At 71.9% G+C, this 17,094-nt stretch carries 15 protein-coding genes and 1 pseudogene; 6 read left to right on the top strand and 10 right to left on the bottom strand.

What is annotated here, in order from left to right; translation table 11 throughout:
- Positions 1 to 133: 133 nt before the first annotated feature.
- From ACZ4Z5_RS09440 to ACZ4Z5_RS09425, 4 genes are all read right to left on the bottom strand, one after another.
- Positions 134 to 1,009 carry a hypothetical protein gene (locus ACZ4Z5_RS09440; RefSeq protein WP_468259033.1) on the bottom strand — a complete coding sequence of 292 codons (876 nt, stop codon included), beginning with the start codon at positions 1,007 to 1,009 and terminating at the stop codon, positions 134 to 136.
- Between the two features lie 12 nt (positions 1,010 to 1,021).
- Entirely contained in the window at positions 1,022 to 1,318 is a 297-nt protein-coding gene (locus ACZ4Z5_RS09435) for a DUF4193 domain-containing protein (RefSeq protein ID WP_468259031.1), read from the bottom strand.
- Positions 1,319 to 1,711: 393 nt separating this feature from the next.
- The gene (locus ACZ4Z5_RS09430) at positions 1,712 to 2,944 is read right to left on the bottom strand and encodes a sensor histidine kinase (RefSeq protein WP_468259028.1); all 1,233 of its coding nucleotides are present in this window, start codon (positions 2,942 to 2,944) and stop codon (positions 1,712 to 1,714) included.
- Between the two features lie 5 nt (positions 2,945 to 2,949).
- Entirely contained in the window at positions 2,950 to 3,603 is a 654-nt protein-coding gene (locus ACZ4Z5_RS09425) for a response regulator transcription factor (protein WP_468259026.1), read from the bottom strand.
- A 355-nt stretch (positions 3,604 to 3,958) separates the two neighbouring features.
- Between ACZ4Z5_RS09425 and ACZ4Z5_RS09420 the strand changes: the two genes are divergently transcribed.
- On the top strand, positions 3,959 to 4,132 hold the full coding sequence (locus ACZ4Z5_RS09420; protein WP_468259024.1) for a hypothetical protein: 174 nt from the start codon (positions 3,959 to 3,961) through the stop codon (positions 4,130 to 4,132).
- 124 nt (positions 4,133 to 4,256) lie between these two features.
- Here ACZ4Z5_RS09420 and ACZ4Z5_RS09415 read toward each other — a convergent pair whose 3' ends face one another.
- A complete protein-coding gene (locus ACZ4Z5_RS09415; RefSeq protein ID WP_468259022.1) occupies positions 4,257 to 5,057 on the bottom strand; it encodes an inositol monophosphatase family protein in 801 nt (266 codons plus the stop codon).
- Between the two features lie 10 nt (positions 5,058 to 5,067).
- Positions 5,068 to 6,195, bottom strand: coding sequence for a ferrochelatase (locus tag ACZ4Z5_RS09410; RefSeq protein WP_468259019.1), 1,128 nt, complete (start codon positions 6,193 to 6,195; stop codon positions 5,068 to 5,070).
- A 291-nt stretch (positions 6,196 to 6,486) separates the two neighbouring features.
- Between ACZ4Z5_RS09410 and ACZ4Z5_RS09405 the strand changes: the two genes are divergently transcribed.
- From ACZ4Z5_RS09405 to sepH, 3 genes are all read left to right on the top strand, one after another.
- Positions 6,487 to 7,722: an MFS transporter gene (locus ACZ4Z5_RS09405; protein WP_468259017.1), complete on the top strand. Its 1,236-nt coding sequence runs from the start codon at positions 6,487 to 6,489 to the stop codon at positions 7,720 to 7,722.
- Positions 7,694 to 9,001 carry a D-arabinono-1,4-lactone oxidase gene (locus ACZ4Z5_RS09400; RefSeq protein ID WP_468259014.1) on the top strand — a complete coding sequence of 436 codons (1,308 nt, stop codon included), beginning with the start codon at positions 7,694 to 7,696 and terminating at the stop codon, positions 8,999 to 9,001. The genes ACZ4Z5_RS09405 and ACZ4Z5_RS09400 overlap by 29 nt, the downstream gene beginning before the upstream one ends.
- Before the next feature lie 423 nt (positions 9,002 to 9,424).
- Complete coding sequence (gene sepH, locus ACZ4Z5_RS09395; RefSeq protein ID WP_468259011.1) at positions 9,425 to 10,498, top strand: septation protein SepH; 1,074 nt, start codon at positions 9,425 to 9,427, stop codon at positions 10,496 to 10,498.
- A 570-nt stretch (positions 10,499 to 11,068) separates the two neighbouring features.
- Here sepH and ACZ4Z5_RS09390 read toward each other — a convergent pair.
- The gene (locus tag ACZ4Z5_RS09390) at positions 11,069 to 11,902 is read right to left on the bottom strand and encodes a sulfurtransferase (RefSeq protein WP_468259009.1); all 834 of its coding nucleotides are present in this window, start codon (positions 11,900 to 11,902) and stop codon (positions 11,069 to 11,071) included.
- 184 nt (positions 11,903 to 12,086) lie between these two features.
- Here ACZ4Z5_RS09390 and ACZ4Z5_RS09385 point away from each other — a divergent pair, with 184 nt between their 5' ends.
- Positions 12,087 to 12,878, top strand: a complete 792-nt coding sequence (locus ACZ4Z5_RS09385) for a VOC family protein (protein ID WP_468259006.1) — start codon at positions 12,087 to 12,089, stop codon at positions 12,876 to 12,878.
- On the opposite strand, the pseudogene ACZ4Z5_RS09380 reads toward ACZ4Z5_RS09385, so the two are convergent.
- The 3 genes and pseudogenes from ACZ4Z5_RS09380 to ACZ4Z5_RS09370 all read right to left on the bottom strand — a co-directional run.
- Positions 12,835 to 13,399, bottom strand: a pseudogene (locus tag ACZ4Z5_RS09380) (thymidine kinase); the annotation flags it as partial. The gene ACZ4Z5_RS09385 and the pseudogene ACZ4Z5_RS09380 overlap by 44 nt on opposite strands.
- A gap of 110 nt (positions 13,400 to 13,509) precedes the next feature.
- The gene (locus ACZ4Z5_RS09375) at positions 13,510 to 14,010 is read right to left on the bottom strand and encodes a hypothetical protein (RefSeq protein ID WP_468259003.1); all 501 of its coding nucleotides are present in this window, start codon (positions 14,008 to 14,010) and stop codon (positions 13,510 to 13,512) included.
- Positions 14,011 to 16,002 (bottom strand): pre-toxin TG domain-containing protein, encoded by a 1,992-nt coding sequence (locus ACZ4Z5_RS09370; RefSeq protein ID WP_468259001.1) that lies wholly within the window; start codon positions 16,000 to 16,002, stop codon positions 14,011 to 14,013.
- 304 nt (positions 16,003 to 16,306) lie between these two features.
- Between ACZ4Z5_RS09370 and ACZ4Z5_RS09365 the strand changes: the two genes are divergently transcribed.
- A complete protein-coding gene (locus ACZ4Z5_RS09365; protein ID WP_468258998.1) occupies positions 16,307 to 16,570 on the top strand; it encodes a hypothetical protein in 264 nt (87 codons plus the stop codon).
- Positions 16,571 to 17,094: the final 524 nt, after the last annotated feature.

The raw sequence follows: 17,094 nt of genomic DNA, 5'->3' as shown, positions 1-17,094 counted from the left end.
GGGGGCCTGGCCCTTCCGAAGTTGCCGTGCGAGCCGTCCGTGGTCGCTGTGCGGGGCCCTCCGAGGCCGAGGTGCAGGGCCCTCCGGTCGCCGTGCGGCCCCTCCGAGGTCGAGACGCGGCCGTCCGAAGCGGCTATGCGGGAGGAAGCCCCGGCAGGTCGTCCCACGGGACCTGGCGGGCCCGCAGGTCCTTGCGGATGCGGTGGGCGAGTCTCCGGGTGTCGCGCCGGTTCATGGTGGCGCCCACGGCCGCGCCGATCAGGAACGGGATCAGGTTCGGCAGATTGCGGACCAGGCGCTTGGTGACCTGCTGCCGCAACTCGCGCCTCATCTGCCCGCCCAGGGCGGCGTTGATCGTCATGGGCTTGGTGATGTCGATGCCCCGCTCCTGGGACCAGGAGTTCAGGTAGGCCATCGAGCGTTCGGTGAGGTTCCCCGGCGCGCGGACGCCGTAGACCTCGTGCAGCTCGGCGACGAGCTTCAGCTCGATCGCGGCGACGCCGACCACCTCGGTGGCGAGCTCGGTGAGCATCGCGGGCGGTACGGGCAGCATGGCCGCTGCACCGATGCCCGCGCCCACGGCGGAGGTGCCGTTCGCCGCGCCCGCGACGAGCTTGTCGGCGATCTCCTCGGGCCCCAGGCCCGGGAACTGCCTGCGGAGCGTCTCCAGGTCACGTACGGGCACCCGGGGCGCCCGGTCGATGAGCTGGTCCGCCAGTGCGGCGATCACGGCCCTGGCGCCCGCTCGGCCCCGTCGCAGGCCTCGCCGCACCGTCATGAGCCGGCCGCCGGGCGGCGGGGCGGACAACGCCCCGCCCGGTGGCGCCTCGAGCGAGGCCGGCAGGCCTCGCTCGTCGTCACGTGCATCCGGGGCAGAATCCGCCGGCGGCAGGGCAGTCCGCTCGGAGGGCGCGTCTGCGCCCTCTGCGGGACCCGAGGCTCCCCTGGGTGCCTCGGCCGGACCCTTCCTGCGGAAACGTCGCTTCCGCGGCGGCGTCGCGTCTGCCACGGCCGTACGGGATCAGTCGCAGTCGCGGCAGATCGGCTGGCCGTTCTTCTCGCGGGCCAGCTGGCTCCGGTGGTGCACCAGGAAGCAGCTCATGCAGGTGAACTCGTCGGCCTGCTTGGGCAGCACCCGGACGGCCAGCTCTTCGTTCGAGAGGTCCGCACCGGGCAGCTCCATGCCCTCGGCCGCGTCGAATTCGTCGACGTCGACGGCGGACGTCGACTTGTCGTTCCGCCGGGACTTCAGCTCTTCGATGCTGTCCTGGTCGACGTCGTCGTCGGTCTTGCGTGGGGTGTCGTAATCCGTTGCCATGTCGCTCTCCCCCTCTGGGTGTCTGCGGTGTCTCCAGCGCACGTAACGCGTGAGAGGCCGGACTTGTGCCCGACCTGAGGCGGAGATTTTGCCTCACATCAAGGTCTGTTACTCAATCGACACCCAACCGGACTCCTCACGGGTGACCGGGTCGGGTGGCGAACGGGACCGTACACGGTCCGGGGGCGGCACTTCACACGCACCACCCCGTGTACTTCCCGTGATGTCACCGGTCGGAAACCCGGACGTTTACCGGCGTTCCGGCTGGTGAGACGATCACGGAGAGTGGATGGCCGGAAATTCGCGTCTGTGATCGATCACACACGTGACGCCATGGGACGTCGTCCGAAAATTCCGCGTAAAGCGAACATGCGGCCGGACCGCGAAGTCTGCTCAGACGGGCAGCGTGACACGCATCACGAGACCACCTCCCTCGCGGGGCTCGGCGACGATGCGGCCGCCGTGGGCCCGCGCCACCGACCGGGCGATCGAAAGGCCGAGCCCGACGCCCTTGTCGCTGTTGGTCCGCTCGGTGCGCAGCCGACGGAACGGCTCGAAGATGTTGTCGATCTCGTACGCCGGGACGACGGGACCCGTGTTGGTGACCACCATCTCGGCCTGCCCGCCCCGGACGCCGGTGACGACCTCCACCCAGCCGTCCTCGGGCACGTTGTAGCGCACCGCGTTCTGCACCAGGTTCAGCGCGATCCGCTCCAGCAGGACGCCGTTGCCCTGGACGAAGGCGGGCTCCCGCTCGCCGCGGATCTCCACCCCCTTGGCCTCCGCCTCGCCGTGCGCCTGGTCGATGGCCCGGCTGGCGACCTCCGCGAGATCGACCGGCTTGCGGTCCACGATCTCGTTCTCGCTGCGGGCGAGCAGCAGCAAGCCCTCCACCAGCTGCTCACTGCGCTCGTTGGTGGCGAGCAGGGTCTTGCCGAGCTGCTGCAGCTCCACCGGGGCGCCGGGGTCCGCGAGGTGGACCTCGAGCAGCGTGCGGTTGATGGCGAGCGGTGTGCGCAGCTCGTGCGAGGCGTTGGCGACGAACCGCTGCTGCGCGGTGAAGGCGCGCTGCAGCCGGTCCAGCATGTCGTCAAAGGTGTCGGCCAGCTCCTTGAGCTCGTCGTCGGGTCCGTCCATCTCGATGCGCCGGGACAGGTCCGTGCCGGCGACGTTGCGGGCGGTCCGGGTGATCCGGCCGAGCGGCGACAGCACCCGCCCGGCCATGGCGTAGCCGAAGGCGAAGGCGATGATGCTCAGGCCGACGAGCGCGAACAGGGAGCGGGTGAGCAGCTCGTCCAGGGCCTGCTTGCGCTGGATCTCGACGCAGGCCTCGATGGCGGCGTTCATCCGGCTCGGGGACGCCTGCGTCGGCAGGTTGCACACATTGCTCCGGATCTCGCCGCTGACGATCTCGAAGGCCGGTTCGTTGCCGACGTCGAGTGCCTGCGCGGCCAGCAGGTACATGATCCACAGCAGCAGTACGCCGGCGATCAGGAACATCCCGCCGTACAGCAGCGTGAGCCGTATCCGGATGGTGGGGCGCAGCCCGAGGAAGGACGGCTCGTGCAGCCTGGGCTTCCCCGCGGGTTTGGGAGGCACCGGGTGCGGTGCCGGGGCGAACGTCATCTGCATCAGATCCGGTAGCCGGAGCCGGGCACGGTGACGATGACCGGCGGCTCGCCGAGCTTGCGCCGCAGGGTCATCACGGTGACCCGGACGACGTTGGTGAACGGGTCGGTGTTCTCGTCCCAGGCCTTCTCCAGCAGCTGCTCGGCGGAGACGACCGCGCCCTCGCTGCGCATCAGCACCTCCAGGACGGCGAACTCCTTGGGTGCCAGCTGGACCTCGCGGCCCTCGCGGAAGACCTCGCGGCGGTTGGGGTCGAGCTTGATGCCGGCGCGTTCGAGCACGGGCGGCAGCGGCACCGTGGTGCGCCGGCCGAGGGCGCGGACGCGGGCGGTCAGCTCGCTGAACGCGAAGGGCTTGGGCAGGTAGTCGTCGGCGCCCAGTTCGAGGCCTTCGACGCGGTCGCTGACGTCCCCCGCGGCGGTGAGCATGAGCACCCGGGTGGGGATGCCGAGGTCGACGATGCGCCGGCAGACGTCGTCGCCGTGGACGAGCGGCAGGTCGCGGTCGAGGACGACCACGTCGTAGTCGTTGACCTCGATGCGTTCGAGGGCGGCGGCGCCGTCGTACACGACGTCGACGGCCATGGCCTCCCGGCGCAGTCCGGTGGCCACCGCATCGGCGAGCAGCTGCTCGTCCTCGACGACGAGTACGCGCACGGGTGTGTCCTTCCTGTGAGCCCCGGTGGGGCCTGATGCGGTACTGGGCGGACGCAGTACCTGCCTGTGGATCCCCATCCTGCCCGGCCTGCTCGTAAACCGGCTGTAAGGCGCCGTACCACCGGTCTTCGCCATGAGCAGGGGCCCTTGCGGCGGTCCCCGGGAATTCGATGATTCCGGGGCGAGTTGAGGTTTCCGGGCGGGAGCCGCTGGGGAGGACGACCTCACACCCGCGATCACACCCTGTTTCTGGGGTATCCGTGGCCCGCCTGTCCCCCAGGGGCTGCGGAGCGTGATCGATCAATCGCCGTAGGCACACCCCGGTGCCACCGACCCACGACGAGGGGGCGCATCCATGGACGCTTTCACCGCAGGTCTTCTGCATCGCATAAGGACCACGGAGTCCGACCTCACGCGAGCTCGTGAGACGGGCGACGACTTCCTGGCGGAGGTCGAGCAGGCCGAGCTGGACGACCTTCGTCGTCTGGCGGCGGAGCACGGCGTGGAGGTCGGCGCAGCCGGCGCCTGATCTCCGCGCGGGGCGACCCGCGACCGCACGGCCTGATCCACGCGCATGAGGGCCCCGTCACCGCTTCCGGCGGTGTCGGGGCCCTCATGCGTCCGCCGTGCGTCGCGCCCTCGGGGCGTCCGCGTCAGTCGTGCCAGGCGCCGCATTCCTCCAGGAGCGCCTGGAGGTGTTCGAAGACGCCGGGAGGGGCGGCGACCACCAGTTCGCCGGACGGGGCGCTGCCGGGGCGTCCGCCGGTGAGGGCGCCCGCCTCCCGGGCGATCAGCTCGCCGGCGGCGAAGTCCCAGGGTGCGAGTCCGCGCTCGTAGTAGCCGTCGAGGCGGCCGGCGGCCACGTCGCACAGGTCGATGGCCGCGGAACCGCCCCGCCGGATGTCCCGGAGCCGGGGGATCAGCCGGCTGACGACCTCGGCCTGGTGGCTGCGCACGTTCTGGACGTAGTTGAAGCCGGTTGCCACCAGGGCGTGTCCGAGCTCGGTCGCGGGACGGCAGCGCAGCGGCTGGTCGCCCAGGTGGGCGCCGCCACCCGCGACCGCGTGGTACGTCTCGCCGCGCAGCGGGGCGGCGACGACCCCGACGAGCGTCTCGCCGTTGCGGCGGGCGGCGACGGACACCGCCCAGCCGGGCAGCCCGTAGAGGTAGTTCACGGTGCCGTCGAGCGGGTCGATGACCCACTGGACGCCGCTGCTGCCGTCCGTCGAGGCGCCTTCCTCACCGATGAAGCCGTCGGCGGGGCGGCGTTCGGCGAGGAACCCGGTGATCAGCTTCTCGGCGGCGATGTCCATCTCGGTGACGACGTCGACGGGGCTGGACTTGGTGGCGGCGACACCGAGATCCGCGGGACGGCCGTCGCGCAGGAGCTCACCTGCCCGCCCGGCGGCCTCCAGGGCCAGTTCGAGCAGTTCGGTGGCGAGCGGATCGGTCACGGGGGCTCCTTCAGGCGTACGGGCTGTCGGCGCCGGCGGCGGCCGGCCGGGGCGTGCGGGCGGGGCAGCAGCCCACCGGGCACAGGTCGTGGCTCGGTCCGAGCCCGCCGAGCGCGCAGCGCTCCGGGGACCGGCCGCGCTCGGTGGCGGCGCGTTCCAGGACGAGGTCGCGGACGGCGGCGGCGAAGCGGGGGTCTGCGCCGACGGTCGCGGACCGTACGACGGGGAGGCCCAGGTCGGCTGCCTTGGCGGTGGCTTCGGTGTCGAGGTCGTAGAGGACCTCCATGTGGTCGGAGACGAAGCCGATGGGGGCCATCACCACGGCGGGGACCCCGGCGCCGTGCAGTTCCTCCAGGTGGTCGCAGATGTCCGGCTCCAGCCAGGGGATGTGCGGGGCGCCGCTGCGGGACTGGTAGACGAGCCGCCAGGGGTGGTCGGCGCCGGTCTCCTCGCGGACGGCGTCGGCGATCAGCCGGGCGACCTCCAGGTGCTGCCGGACGTAGGCACCGCCGTCACCGTGCTCCTCGACGGGCCCCGAGGTGTCGGCGGCGCTGTCCGGGATGGAGTGGGTGGTGAAGGCGATGTGGGCGCCCTCGCGGACGTCCTCGGGCAGGGCGGCGAGGGCCGCCAGGACGCCCTCGGTCATGGGGCGCACGAAACCGGGGTGGTTGAAGTAGTGGCGCAGCTTGTCGACGCGGGGCAGCGGGAGGCCCTCGGCTTCCAGGGCGGCTAGGGCGTCGGCGAGGTTCTCGCGGTACTGGCGGCAGCCCGAGTACGAGGCGTAGGCGCTGGTGGCGAGCACGGCGATGCGGCGGCGGCCGTCGGCGGCCATCTCGCGGAGGGTGTCGGTGAGGTAGGGCGCCCAGTTGCGGTTGCCCCAGTAGACCGGCAGGTCCAGGCCGTGCTCGGCGAAGTCCTTGCGCAGTGCGTCGAGGAGGGCGCGGTTCTGCGCGTTGATGGGGCTGACGCCGCCGAAAAGGAAGTAGTGCAGGCCGACTTCCTTCAGCCGCTCCTTGGGGATGCCGCGCCCCCGGGTGACGTTCTCCAGGAAGGGGACCACCTCGTCCGGGCCTTCGGGCCCGCCGAAGGAGAGCAGGAGCAGGGCGTCGTAGGGGGCTGCGTCACGCGGTTCGGGCATGGTCCCGATCCTGCCACCCCCGGCGGGGAGGCGCGGGCTCCGCCCTGCGCGCGCCGGACCCGGCCGGGGGCGGTCCGGGGCGGAGCGGTACGGTCCGGGGACGGCTCACCGGGGTCGAGGGCCGAGGGAGGAACCGCCGCGAGTACGGCCCGGGGACGGGTAACGGCGCACGAGCGACGAACGCCGCGAGTACGGCCCGAGGACAGGGCAGTCGGGCGGAAACCCGGTGCGGACACGCAACCCCGGCACGTAAGCTGTCAAGGCCCGCCACATGCCTTACCGGAGTACCCTGTGCCCAGCCCTTATCGCGCGATCTTCGCCGTGCCCGGATCCATCGGGTTCTCCGCCGCCGGTCTGCTCGGCCGGATGCCGCTCTCCATGCTCGGCATCGGCATCGTGACCATGCTGTCCCAGCTCACCGGGCGCTACGGCCTCGCGGGCGCCGTCGCGGCGACGCTGGCGCTGTCGGCGGCCGTCTGCGGACCCCAGGTCTCCCGGCTGGTGGACCGGCACGGGCAGCGGAGGGTGCTGCGGCCCGCCACGCTGGTGTCGGCCGCGGCGGTCGGCGGGCTGCTGCTGGCCGCGCACCGGGGGGCACCGGACTGGACGTATTTCGTCTTCGCGGCGCTGGCGGGCGCCGTGCCGAGCACGGGCGCGATGGCGCGGGCCCGCTGGACCGCACTGCTCCACGACAAGCCGCGCGAGCTGCACACGGCGTACGCCTGGGAGTCCATAGCCGACGAGCTGTGCTTCATCGCCGGGCCGATCCTGTCGATCGGCCTGTCCACCGGCTGGTTCCCGGAGGCCGGGCCGCTGTTCGCCGTCGTGTTCCTGCTGGCGGGCGTGTACTGGCTGACCGCGCAGCGCGCCACGGAACCGGTTCCGCATCCGCAGGACGAGCAGACGGGCGGTTCCGCACTGCGGTCCCCCGGTCTCCAGGTGCTGGTGGCGACGTTCGTGGCGCTCGGCGCCATCTTCGGTGCGATCGACGTGGTGACCGTGGCGTTCGCGGAGGAGCAGGGCCACAAGGCCGCGGCGAGCGTGGTGCTCTCGGTGTACGCGCTCGGATCCTGCCTGGCCGGGCTGGTCTTCGGGATGCTGCATCTGAAGGGGTCCATGCCGCGTCGCTGGCTGGCGGGCATCTGTGCGATGGCCGTGAGTATGATCCCGCTTCAATTGGCCGGGAACCTGCCGCTCCTGGCCGTGGCGCTCTTCGTCTCGGGTCTTGCCATCGCACCGACGATGGTGACCACCATGGCCCTCATCGAACGCCACGTACCGCACAGCAAGCTGACCGAGGGCATGACCTGGACCGGTACCGGGCTCGCCGTCGGTGTCGCACTCGGCTCCTCGGCTGCCGGCTGGGTGGTCGACGCGGAAGGCGCGCAGCTCGGGTACGGGGTCGCGGTGTCGTCGGGAGCGCTCGCGGCCGTGGTGGCGTTCCTGGGGTACCGCCGGCTGCGCAGGCCGGCGCCGGATCGGGAGGGGCACGGCGCTGATGACCGAAGCGAGGAACCCGTGGCGTAACTGGGCGGGGAACGTCACCGCCCGGCCGGTGCGGGAGGTGTCACCGGCCTCGGCCGACGAACTCGCCGCGGCGGTACGGACCGCCGCCGAGGACGGACTGAAGGTGAAGGCGGTCGGCACGGGTCATTCGTTCACGGCCACCGCGGCCACCGACGGGCTGCTGATACGCCCGGATCTGCTGACCGGGATCCGGGAGATCGACCGGACGGCCGGAACGGTCACGGTGGAGGCCGGCACCCCGCTGAAGCGGCTGAACGCAGCCCTGGCGCGGGAGGGCCTGTCGCTCACCAACATGGGCGACATCATGGAACAGACCGTGGCGGGTGCGACCAGCACCGGCACCCACGGGACCGGCCGGGACTCGGCGTCGATCGCGGCCCAGATACGGGCGCTGGAGCTGGTCACGGCGGACGGGGCACTGCTGACGTGCTCGGAGAAGGAGAACCCCGAGGTCTTCGCGGCGGCCCGCACAGGTCTCGGCGCGCTCGGCGTGATCACCGCGATCACCTTCGCCGTCGAACCGGTCTTCTTGTTGACGGCCCGGGAGGAGCCGATGGCCTTCGACCGGGTCACCGCCGACTTCGACGAGCTCGTCGCGGAGAACGAGCACTTCGAGTTCTACTGGTTCCCGCACACCGGCAACTGCAACACCAAGCGCAACAACCGGAGCGCCGGTCCCGCCGCCCCCCTGGGGAGGCTGAGCGGCTGGTTCGAGGACGAGTTCCTGTCCAACGGCGTGTTCCAGGTGGCGTGTTCCGTCGGTCGTGCCGTCCCCGCCGCCATCCCGGCGATCGCCAGGGTCTCCAGCCGGGCGCTGTCGGCCCGTACGTACACCGACATCCCGTACAAGGTCTTCACGAGCCCGCGACGGGTGCGCTTCGTGGAGATGGAGTACGCCGTTCCGCGCGAGGCGGCGACCGCGGCGCTGCGCGAGGTGCGGGGGATGGTGGACCGGTCACCGCTGCGCGTCGGTTTCCCGGTGGAGGTGCGCATCGCGCCCGCGGACGACATCGCCCTCTCCACGGCCTCCGGGCGCGACACCGCGTACATCGCCGTCCACATGTACCGGGGTACGCCCTATCAGGCGTACTTCACCGCAGTCGAGAGGATCATGACCGCGCACGAGGGTCGCCCCCACTGGGGCAAGATCCACACCCGTGACGCGGCATATCTGGCCGACGCGTACCCCCGGTTCGGGGAATTCACCGCGCTGCGCGACCGCCTCGACCCCGACCGGCTCTTCGGCAATGCATACCTACGAAGGGTTTTGGGTGACTGAGCCCACTTCAGGGCGACTTGCAGCGAAAACAGACGGGGTCGGATCGGGCCATTTCATGAAATGACGTATACATGCGTGCACTTGGGGGATCGGTCCCGATCGGCCCGTCACAGAAGTCCGGCGGCGCGCCGGTCCACTCACATGGCCCGAATGGAGTACTGTGGCAGGCCGTGGGACCGGTCCCCTTCACAGGTACGCCGTCCCCAGGAGGGGGCCGAAAAGCGGCACTCGAACCGGCGGCGCCTTGGCACCGCACGGGCGCCCGTTGCGCAGCGTGACGACCTCGTCACTCAGCGTCGTAAACTGGTAACCGTGCCATAACGGCGAGGCAGGGCCCATGCCCGACACGCCGGTCAACTCGGCAAGGTTGTGGCAGGCTGCACCCGGGCAGGCCACACTCGACTAGCGGAAGCAGCGACGCACGTGACGTCGGCAGGCACCACCCGGGAGGTCCCCATGCCCGAACTGCGTGTCGTGGCCGTCAGCAACGACGGCACACGACTGGTGTTGAAGGCTGCGGACAACACGGAGTACACGCTTCCGATCGACGAACGGCTGCGTGCCGCCGTACGCAACGACCGGCCCCGCCTCGGGCAGATCGAGATCGAGGTGGAGAGCCATCTCCGCCCCCGGGACATCCAGGCACGTATACGTGCAGGCGCCTCCGCCGAGGAGGTCGCCCAGCTCGCCGGCATCTCCGTCGACCGGGTGCGGCGCTTCGAGGGTCCGGTGCTCGCCGAGCGTGCCTTCATGGCAGAGCGCGCGCGCAAGACACCGGTGCGCCGGCCCGGCGAGAACACCGGCCCGCAGCTCGGCGAGGCGGTCGCGGAGCGGCTGCTGCTGCGCGGCGCCGAGAAGGACAGCGTCCAGTGGGACTCGTGGCGGCGCGACGACGGCACATGGGAGGTGCTGCTCGTCTACCGGGTCGCCGGTGAGCCGCACTCGGCGAGCTGGACCTACGATCCGCCGCGCCGGCTGGTGCAGGCCGTCGACAGCGAGGCCCGCGCGCTGATCGGAGACACCGACGACACCCCGGAGCCGACGTTCCCGTTCGTTCCGAGGATCGCCCGGCTCCCCCGCGACCGGCCGCTCGACCGCACCCTGGACCGGCAGTTGCCAGCGCAGGCGAGCGTTCCCGAGGCCGAAGAGGTGCCTGCCGAGCGGGACTCCCTGACCAGCCTCCTGGAGGCGGTGCCGAGTTTCCGCGGCGACATGGTCGTACCCGACCGCGGCAGTGCTGCCGAGCCGGCCGCCGCGGACACGCCGTCCGAGGAGCCCGAGGCGGAGGAGCCCCCGGCCCCGGCGGCCTCCGCAGCCTCGGCCGGTTCCGCCTATGCCGACGTGCTCATGCCCCGTTCGGTCAGCGGCCACCGCGATCGCCTCATCGGCACGACCGACCGTCAGGCCGAGGCGGACGGCGTTCGTCCGGGCCGCCGTGCGGCGGTCCCCAGCTGGGACGAGATCGTCTTCGGCACGCGCCGCAAGAAGAAGGAGTAGCGGGCGGCCTTCGCCCAGCCGGGCCACCACTCCGTTGGGTCCGGGTCCCTTGACGTTCCGTCAGGCACACCCGGGCAGTTGGCGGGGTGGGCGCGCCGGGCCTCTCCTTCATGTGTCCGCGCACGGTTCGTGTGGCGGACGAACGGCGTCACGGGGCCGGCCGGTCGCCACCCGACCGGATGACGCGTCACCGACCGCCCGGCCGTGTAATCCCGCGAACAGGCGTACCCGGGACGGCCGACGGGCCACCGCCGACGTACGGGCGCGCCCGACCGGAACGCATCATGGGCCGCCGCCACGAAGTGTGGTCGGCACGCCCGGGTGGGCGGACGGCTGTCGTGGCGCGGGACCCCACCGAGGCCGCCGACGGGTTCCGCGTCCGCCGGCCGACGAGATTCCGCCTTCGCCGGCCGGCCACCGACACGGCAGCCCGGACGGAACCCCGAGGCGACGACAGCCCGCAGGACCCGCACGGCCCGTCGGTCGGCTCCCCGCCCGTGCCCCGCCGGCCCGCTCGCCCGCCAGACGGCGCCCCGCCCCCTTCCCGCTACCGCTGCCAGACGGATCCGGCTACTGCGGGTCCGGGCCCTTCGCCACCGGGCGGGACTCGTCGTTGGACCACTCCGACCACGAGCCCGCATAGAGCGCGGCGCGGAACCCGGCGACCTCCAGCGCCAGGACCTGGTGCGCGGCAGAGACGCCCGAGCCGCAGTACACGCCGAGGTCGCCCGCCGGGGCCGCCCCGGCGCCCAGCGACGTGAAGCGCTCGGCCAGTTCCCCGCGAGGGCGGAAGAGGCCGCCCTCGGTGACGTTCTCCATGGTCGGAGCGGACACGGCTCCGGGGATGTGCCCACCGACGCGGTCGATCGGCTCGACGTCACCGCGGTAGCGCTCCGCGGCCCGCGCGTCGAGCAGCAGTCCCGAGCGTGCCGTCCGCGCGGCGCCGTCGGCGTCGAGCAGCGGCATCGCACCCGGCACGGGCACGAAGTCGCCCTCGGCGGGCTCCGGCGTCCCGCTGGAGAGCGGCCCGGTCCACGTGGCGAGACCGCCGTCCAGTACCCGGACGTCGCGGTGCCCCGTCCAGCGGAGCAGCCACCAGGCACGGGCCGCCGCCCAGCCCTGTCCCCCGTCGTAGGTGACGACCGGCCGGTCCGCGGACACCCCGGCCCGCCGCATCACCGCACCGAACGCCTCCACGTCCGGCAGCGGATGGCGGCCGGCGGCCCCGGGCGGACCGGCGAGTTCGGTGTCCAGGTCGACGTAGACCGCGCCGGGCAGATGCCCGGCCTCGTACTCGGGGCGCTGGTCCGGCCCGCCGAGCTGCCAGCGGACGTCCAGCAGCACGGGAGGCCGCGGCCCTGCCAGCTCGGCGGAGAGCTCGGATGCGGAGAGGATGGCGTTCATGGGGCCATCCTTCCTCAGCACGGCTGCCGGGCGTAACGACCGGCAGGCGTTCAGGGTCCGGGAAACGGGGCATCCTCCTGCGGGAACCCGCCGAACCCGGCGCGCTGGGGGCGCATGGGTACCAGATGGTGCAAATATCGGCACGCGCGTTCCACGACGGTCGTCACGGTCCGAGGAGAGACGAATGGCAGCGACCCGGCGCACGCCCGGCACACCCTGCTGGGTGAGCCTGATGGTGCACGGTCTTGACGCGACGGAGGATTTCTACGGGGCGCTGTTCGGCTGGGAGTTCCGCCCGGGTCCACAGGAGCTGGGGCCGTACGTCCGAGCCGTGCTGGGCGGAGCACCGGTCGCCGGGCTCGGCCGGCTGCCCGCCGACCGTCATCTGCCCGTCGCCTGGACGACCTACTTCGCCAGCGACGACGCCGACGCGACCGCCGAGTCGATCCGCGGCTGCGGCGGCACCGTGGGCGTGGGGCCGCTGGACTCGGAGGACACCGGCCGCATGGTGATCGCGTCGGATCCCGAGGGTGCGGTCTTCGGCGTGTGGCAGGCGGCCTCGCTGACGGGCACCGCGGTGACCGGCCCGCCGGGGACCCCGGTGTGGAACGAGCTGGTGACCCGGGAGACCACGATGGTCGGCAAGTTCTACCAGATGCTCTTCGGCTACGACATCGAACCGGCCGGCCCGGTCGGCCCCGGCTCCGACCGGGTGACGCTCACACTGTCGGGTCGCCCGGTGGCCTCGGTACGCGGCGTGGGATCCGGCCTGCCTCGGGACCGGGGCCCGCACTGGATGACGTACTTCGCGGTGGCCGACGTCGACGAGGCGGCCCGGCAGGTGGTGGAGCTCGGCGGCCAGCTGCTCCACCCACCGGGCGAGGGCGTCCGCGGGCGTCAGGCGACGGTCGCCGACCCCGAGGGCGCGGTCTTCACGGTCGTACGGTCGGCCGACGGGCCACGGACCGCTCACTGACGTCGACCGGCAGGACATCGGGAGACAGCGCGCCCGCACGGGCGGACGCGGCCGTCATCCGGCGCCGGTGGTGGCGGCGCAGCACCTCGTAACCGACCTCGCCCACGCCCTGGTTGACGTCGCCGATCACCACCCGGGCGCCTTCGACGACCATCTCGCCGCCCACCGTACGCGTGTTGTGGGTGGCACGGGCGCCGCACCGGCACAGCGCCTCGACCCGGAGGACCTCCACGCGGTCGGCGAGCTCCACGAGGCGCCGCGATCCGGCGAAGAGCCTGGAGCGGAGGTCGGTCGTGATGCCGAAGGCGAAGACGTCCCTCTCCAGCTCGTCGACCACCCGGGCCGGCTGGTCGATCTGCTCCGGCGCCGGGAACTGGGCCTCGTCCGCGATGACGTTGTCGACGCGCCCGCCCTTGGACAGGTGGGCGATCAGGCAGGCGTGGAAGTCGAAGCCGTCGGCCGGCCTCGATCGCGTCCCGGACCAGGCCGAGCCTGGAGGAGAGCTTGCCCCCGCCCGCGCGGAGCGCAAGGACACATCGAACTCCGCTCCGACTGCTTGCCGCGAGCGCTGAGACTGAGGCGTGCGATGCCTGGGCCCCGGCCGACGGTTGTCGGCCGGGGCCCGTCTCGGTCAGCCGGTCTCGCGCCACCAGGCGGGAGACACGCTGAGGCTCCACAGATCGCCCGTCGGCCCCTGGGCGTCGGCATCCATCCGGACGATGAGCCGCGCACCGGACTCGGGTACCCGATAGCGGCGGAAGTCCGTGCCCGTCGCGTCGTCATCCGGTTCGACCGAGCAGCCCAGATCGTTGATCGCCGCGGTCAGGTCCTCGAAGCGCACCGAAGGGGCGAAGGCGCCGTATGAGCTGCGTAGGGCGGCGGGTACGGCCGACTCCGCGTCCCACCTCAACCGGTGCACCTGCACGCTGATTCCGAAGCAGGGCCAGGAATCCTGCTCCTCCTGGAACGACAGCTCCACGAGTCCGTAGTCCCGGCGCAGGAGCCCCACGTCCGCGTCGTCGAGGTAGTCGTCCCCGAGCCGGTCCGCCCACTCGGCGGGCTGCGCGCCGACGCCCACGCCCAGTACATCGCCGCGGGTGGCGACGTGCGCGTAGAAATCCAGGTCGGACATCTACATCTTCTCCATTGCCTCGATCAGCGCCTGCAGCTCGGCCGTCCGGTCGTTGCTGAAGCGCCACTGCGGGTTGCGGCCTTCCTTCATGGCCTTGGCGCTGGACTCGAAGACCTCCTTGGCGCCCTTCGTCACCCTGATCATGTCCGCGCGCACCTTGGGGTCGGACTTGATCGCCGCGACGACGGCGTCGACCTGCTTCTGCGTGGCGGTGCCGCGCGACAGGCGGATCGCCTCGCCACGGACGCCGCCCTTGCCGTCCGGGCGCAGGGCCACTTCCATGCCGTCCTTCATGTTGACGTGAGCGCCCTTGGTGACCCAGTCCTGGTCCACCTGGCCGACGTGGTCGATCTCCAGGCTGCACTTGTTCTTCTTGGCATTGTGGACCAGGACGGGCGTGTCGCCGGCGAGCACGTAGTAGGTGTGCAGCCGGGCGACGGTGAGGTTGTGGACCGTCTGCTGCCCGGTGCTCGTCCCGACCGCGGTGACCCGCACGGCCGCGCCCTTGTCGGTCCGCAGCCACGTTCCCGGGGTGAGGTCGACGGCGTCGCTCCAATCGCCGGAACCCTCGCCGGAACCCAGGATCCGGAACGGGTGACGGTCCGTCGCGGTGACGGTGCCGGTACGGTCGCCCGCGTCGCCGTCGGTGTCCACGGTCAGGGTGACCAGGCGCTTCTCGCCCGAGCCGGTGATCAGGTCGGTCACGGGCTGGGGCCCGGTGAAACCGGTCTCGGGGTCCGTGGCCAGGACCTCGTCGCCTTCGCGTACCGACTCGATGGGCAGGGTGGCGCCCGAGGCCATGAGGACCTGGGTCCCGGCCGGGAAGCTGTTGCCGTCGACGCTTCCGGCGACGCAGGTGACCTTGCGGGCGTCCCGTACGTCGTCACCGGTGAGGGCCTTCTTACCGGCCTTGAGCCAGCGCAGCACGACGAGCGCGCCCGTGGCCCGGTCCAGCCCGCTCAGTTCCTCGTCCGTGGCGAGGTCCTTGCCGGTGACAGCCTCGACGATGCCCTTGCCGTCCCCGATGCCGGGCAGGAGGTCGAGCAGCAGGCCCATGCGCCGCTGCTGTTCGTCCGCGTCGAGCCCGGAACCTCCGGAGCTCCATGCGTCCTTGATGTGGGAGAAGTCGAACTCGATGCCCGGCAGCTCGCGAAGCTTCTCGGCGCCCTTCTTGATACCGGGGACGTGTTTGTTGAGCTCGTCCATGCCCTTGTTGGCCTGGCCGATCCCCCGGTTCATCTCCTCCATGCCCTTGTTGGCCTGGCCGATCCCCCGGTTCATCTGGTCGAGCGCGCCGTTGACCTGGCCCAGCGACTTGTTCATGTCGTCCAGGGCCCGGCTCATCTGGCTCAGGCCGGCGTTGATCTTGTCGAGGTCCTCGCCCATCCCTTTCAGGCCGGTCCTGACGGAGTTCGCGGCCTTCTGGAACTCCGGGTCGCCGACGATGGCTGCCAGCGCGAAGATCACTTGCAGGAACGCGACGGTGACCTCGGCGAAGACAATGATCGTCTGGATGGTCTCGTTGACCTTCGCCAGCCGGTGGTCGACGTCCTTCTGCGCGGCCGCGTACGCGGCACGGATCCGCTTCTCCGCCTCGGCCCGGGTGGCCGGGTCGGCGATCTTGGTCGGGTCCTGCTTGACCGCCTCCTTCAGCTGCTCGAAGCCGGCGATCTCCTTGCGCAGGTTCTTGAAGTGCTGCTCGGTGTCCTTGTGCAGGTAGTGGATGCCGTACGCGGCAAGGCCCACCCCGGCGCCGACGCGGATCGCCTTGTCGGCGAACTCCCGGTAGCAGCCGGGCTTCTCCAGCAGCGGCTTGGCGCCGCACCCGGAGTACTCGGCGGCGGCGTTGACGATGGCCGCAATCCGCTCGGCCGCGGAGGCCGCCGCCTGACGGTTCTCGATGCCCGTCGCGGCGACCGCGGTCTTCTCCCCCAGGCCCAGGCAGAGAAAGACCGCCAGGAGCGTCAGAAACGCGGCAGCATGCCGCGTCATACGGTGTTGCATATATGTCCTACGTCGAGGGCCCGCGCATCGCCACGGCTGGTCGACCGTCGGCGCGAACCCAGAGTCCTCGGACGAGAACTCCCCCTTGAAATTACCGACCGGTAGCCTACTTGGGTATCCGACCGCCGATCGGACCGGGGCCACTCGGCCACGGGCGAGCAGAGGTTGCTCGGCGAATACCCGAAGGCCCCCCAGGGGGCCCTCGAAACACTCGGCGAGCAAACACGCACCGGCCTCTACGACTTGCCGGTCGCAGTCACGGCGGGCTGACCTCAGTGAGCGTTCCGAGGGCGTGGGCAGGGCTCAGGGCGAAGCTTCGGCCCTGGTCGGGGTGCTCGGCGGCTGGTCGAACGGTGGCAGTCAGCTGAGCGTCGAGGAGCTGCTGAAGCCGGTCCGCTTCGAACGCGAGGCCCGCTGCCGGGACGGTGTGGCCGCCGGCGTCAACGCTGCCGACGGCCTGGACTTCGGCGGCGGTGCCAAGGACTCCGGCGGCCGCGTCGCCGACCCGTTGCTCGGACCCGACACCGACTTCGGGCGCAAGATCCGCGGCTGGTAAGCCCCGGGCTCCGCCTTACCGCCGGCCGCCACCAGCTCCGCCACTGGGTCCCCCGGCCAGGCCCGCAGCCCCACGGCCGACCCGATCCCCGGCAGGGCCGGCAGCGGGCGCTGCGCCAGCGCCGCGAGATCGCCGACTCACGCCAGCGCCCACGTCACCAGCACCGCACGGCGTCCTGCCCCCCGCCGGGCACGGCGCCGGGCGCCCCGCACCGGTGGGCGTCAGGGCACCCATCCGCTCCGGCAGCCCGGCGGCGCCGAAGTCGTGGCTGTAGACCTCGGACCGGCGCCCGCACCGGTACACGTCGTCGCGGATCTCGCCGTGCGGACGGAAACCGAGGGTGCGCAGCAGCGCCTCGTAGTCCGGGCTGGCGGTGGACACCACCAGAGCACCGGATGCCGTGCCGGATCCAGCACGGCCGCGACCGCGGCGGCCCGGCCGAACCCGTCCACGCTGTCGACGAGGAGCAGGCCACCCGGCCGCCCCGCGAGCCGCCGCAGCATCCCGAGCCGGCCGTCCCCGCT

The sequence above is a fragment of the Streptomyces sp. NPDC030222 genome, assembly GCF_055573115.1.
Note: the sequence above shows the minus strand (reverse complement) of the source record. Positions and strands in the feature narration are given on the sequence as shown.

Bases quoted from the DNA above. Each gene is read 5' to 3' on its own strand.
- ACZ4Z5_RS09435 (WP_468259031.1), bottom strand. From the start codon at position 1,318: ATGGCAACGGATTACGACACCCCACGCAAGACCGACGACGACGTCGAC.
- ACZ4Z5_RS09430 (WP_468259028.1), bottom strand. From the start codon at position 2,944: ATGACGTTCGCCCCGGCACCGCACCCGGTGCCTCCCAAACCCGCGGGG.
- ACZ4Z5_RS09420 (WP_468259024.1), top strand. From the start codon at position 3,959: ATGGACGCTTTCACCGCAGGTCTTCTGCATCGCATAAGGACCACGGAG.
- ACZ4Z5_RS09410 (WP_468259019.1), bottom strand. From the start codon at position 6,195: ATGCCCGAACCGCGTGACGCAGCCCCCTACGACGCCCTGCTCCTGCTC.
- ACZ4Z5_RS09400 (WP_468259014.1), top strand. From the start codon at position 7,694: ATGACCGAAGCGAGGAACCCGTGGCGTAACTGGGCGGGGAACGTCACC.
- ACZ4Z5_RS09390 (WP_468259009.1), bottom strand. From the start codon at position 11,902: ATGAACGCCATCCTCTCCGCATCCGAGCTCTCCGCCGAGCTGGCAGGG.
- ACZ4Z5_RS09385 (WP_468259006.1), top strand. From the start codon at position 12,087: ATGGCAGCGACCCGGCGCACGCCCGGCACACCCTGCTGGGTGAGCCTG.
- ACZ4Z5_RS09375 (WP_468259003.1), bottom strand. From the start codon at position 14,010: ATGTCCGACCTGGATTTCTACGCGCACGTCGCCACCCGCGGCGATGTA.
- ACZ4Z5_RS09370 (WP_468259001.1), bottom strand. From the start codon at position 16,002: ATGACGCGGCATGCTGCCGCGTTTCTGACGCTCCTGGCGGTCTTTCTC.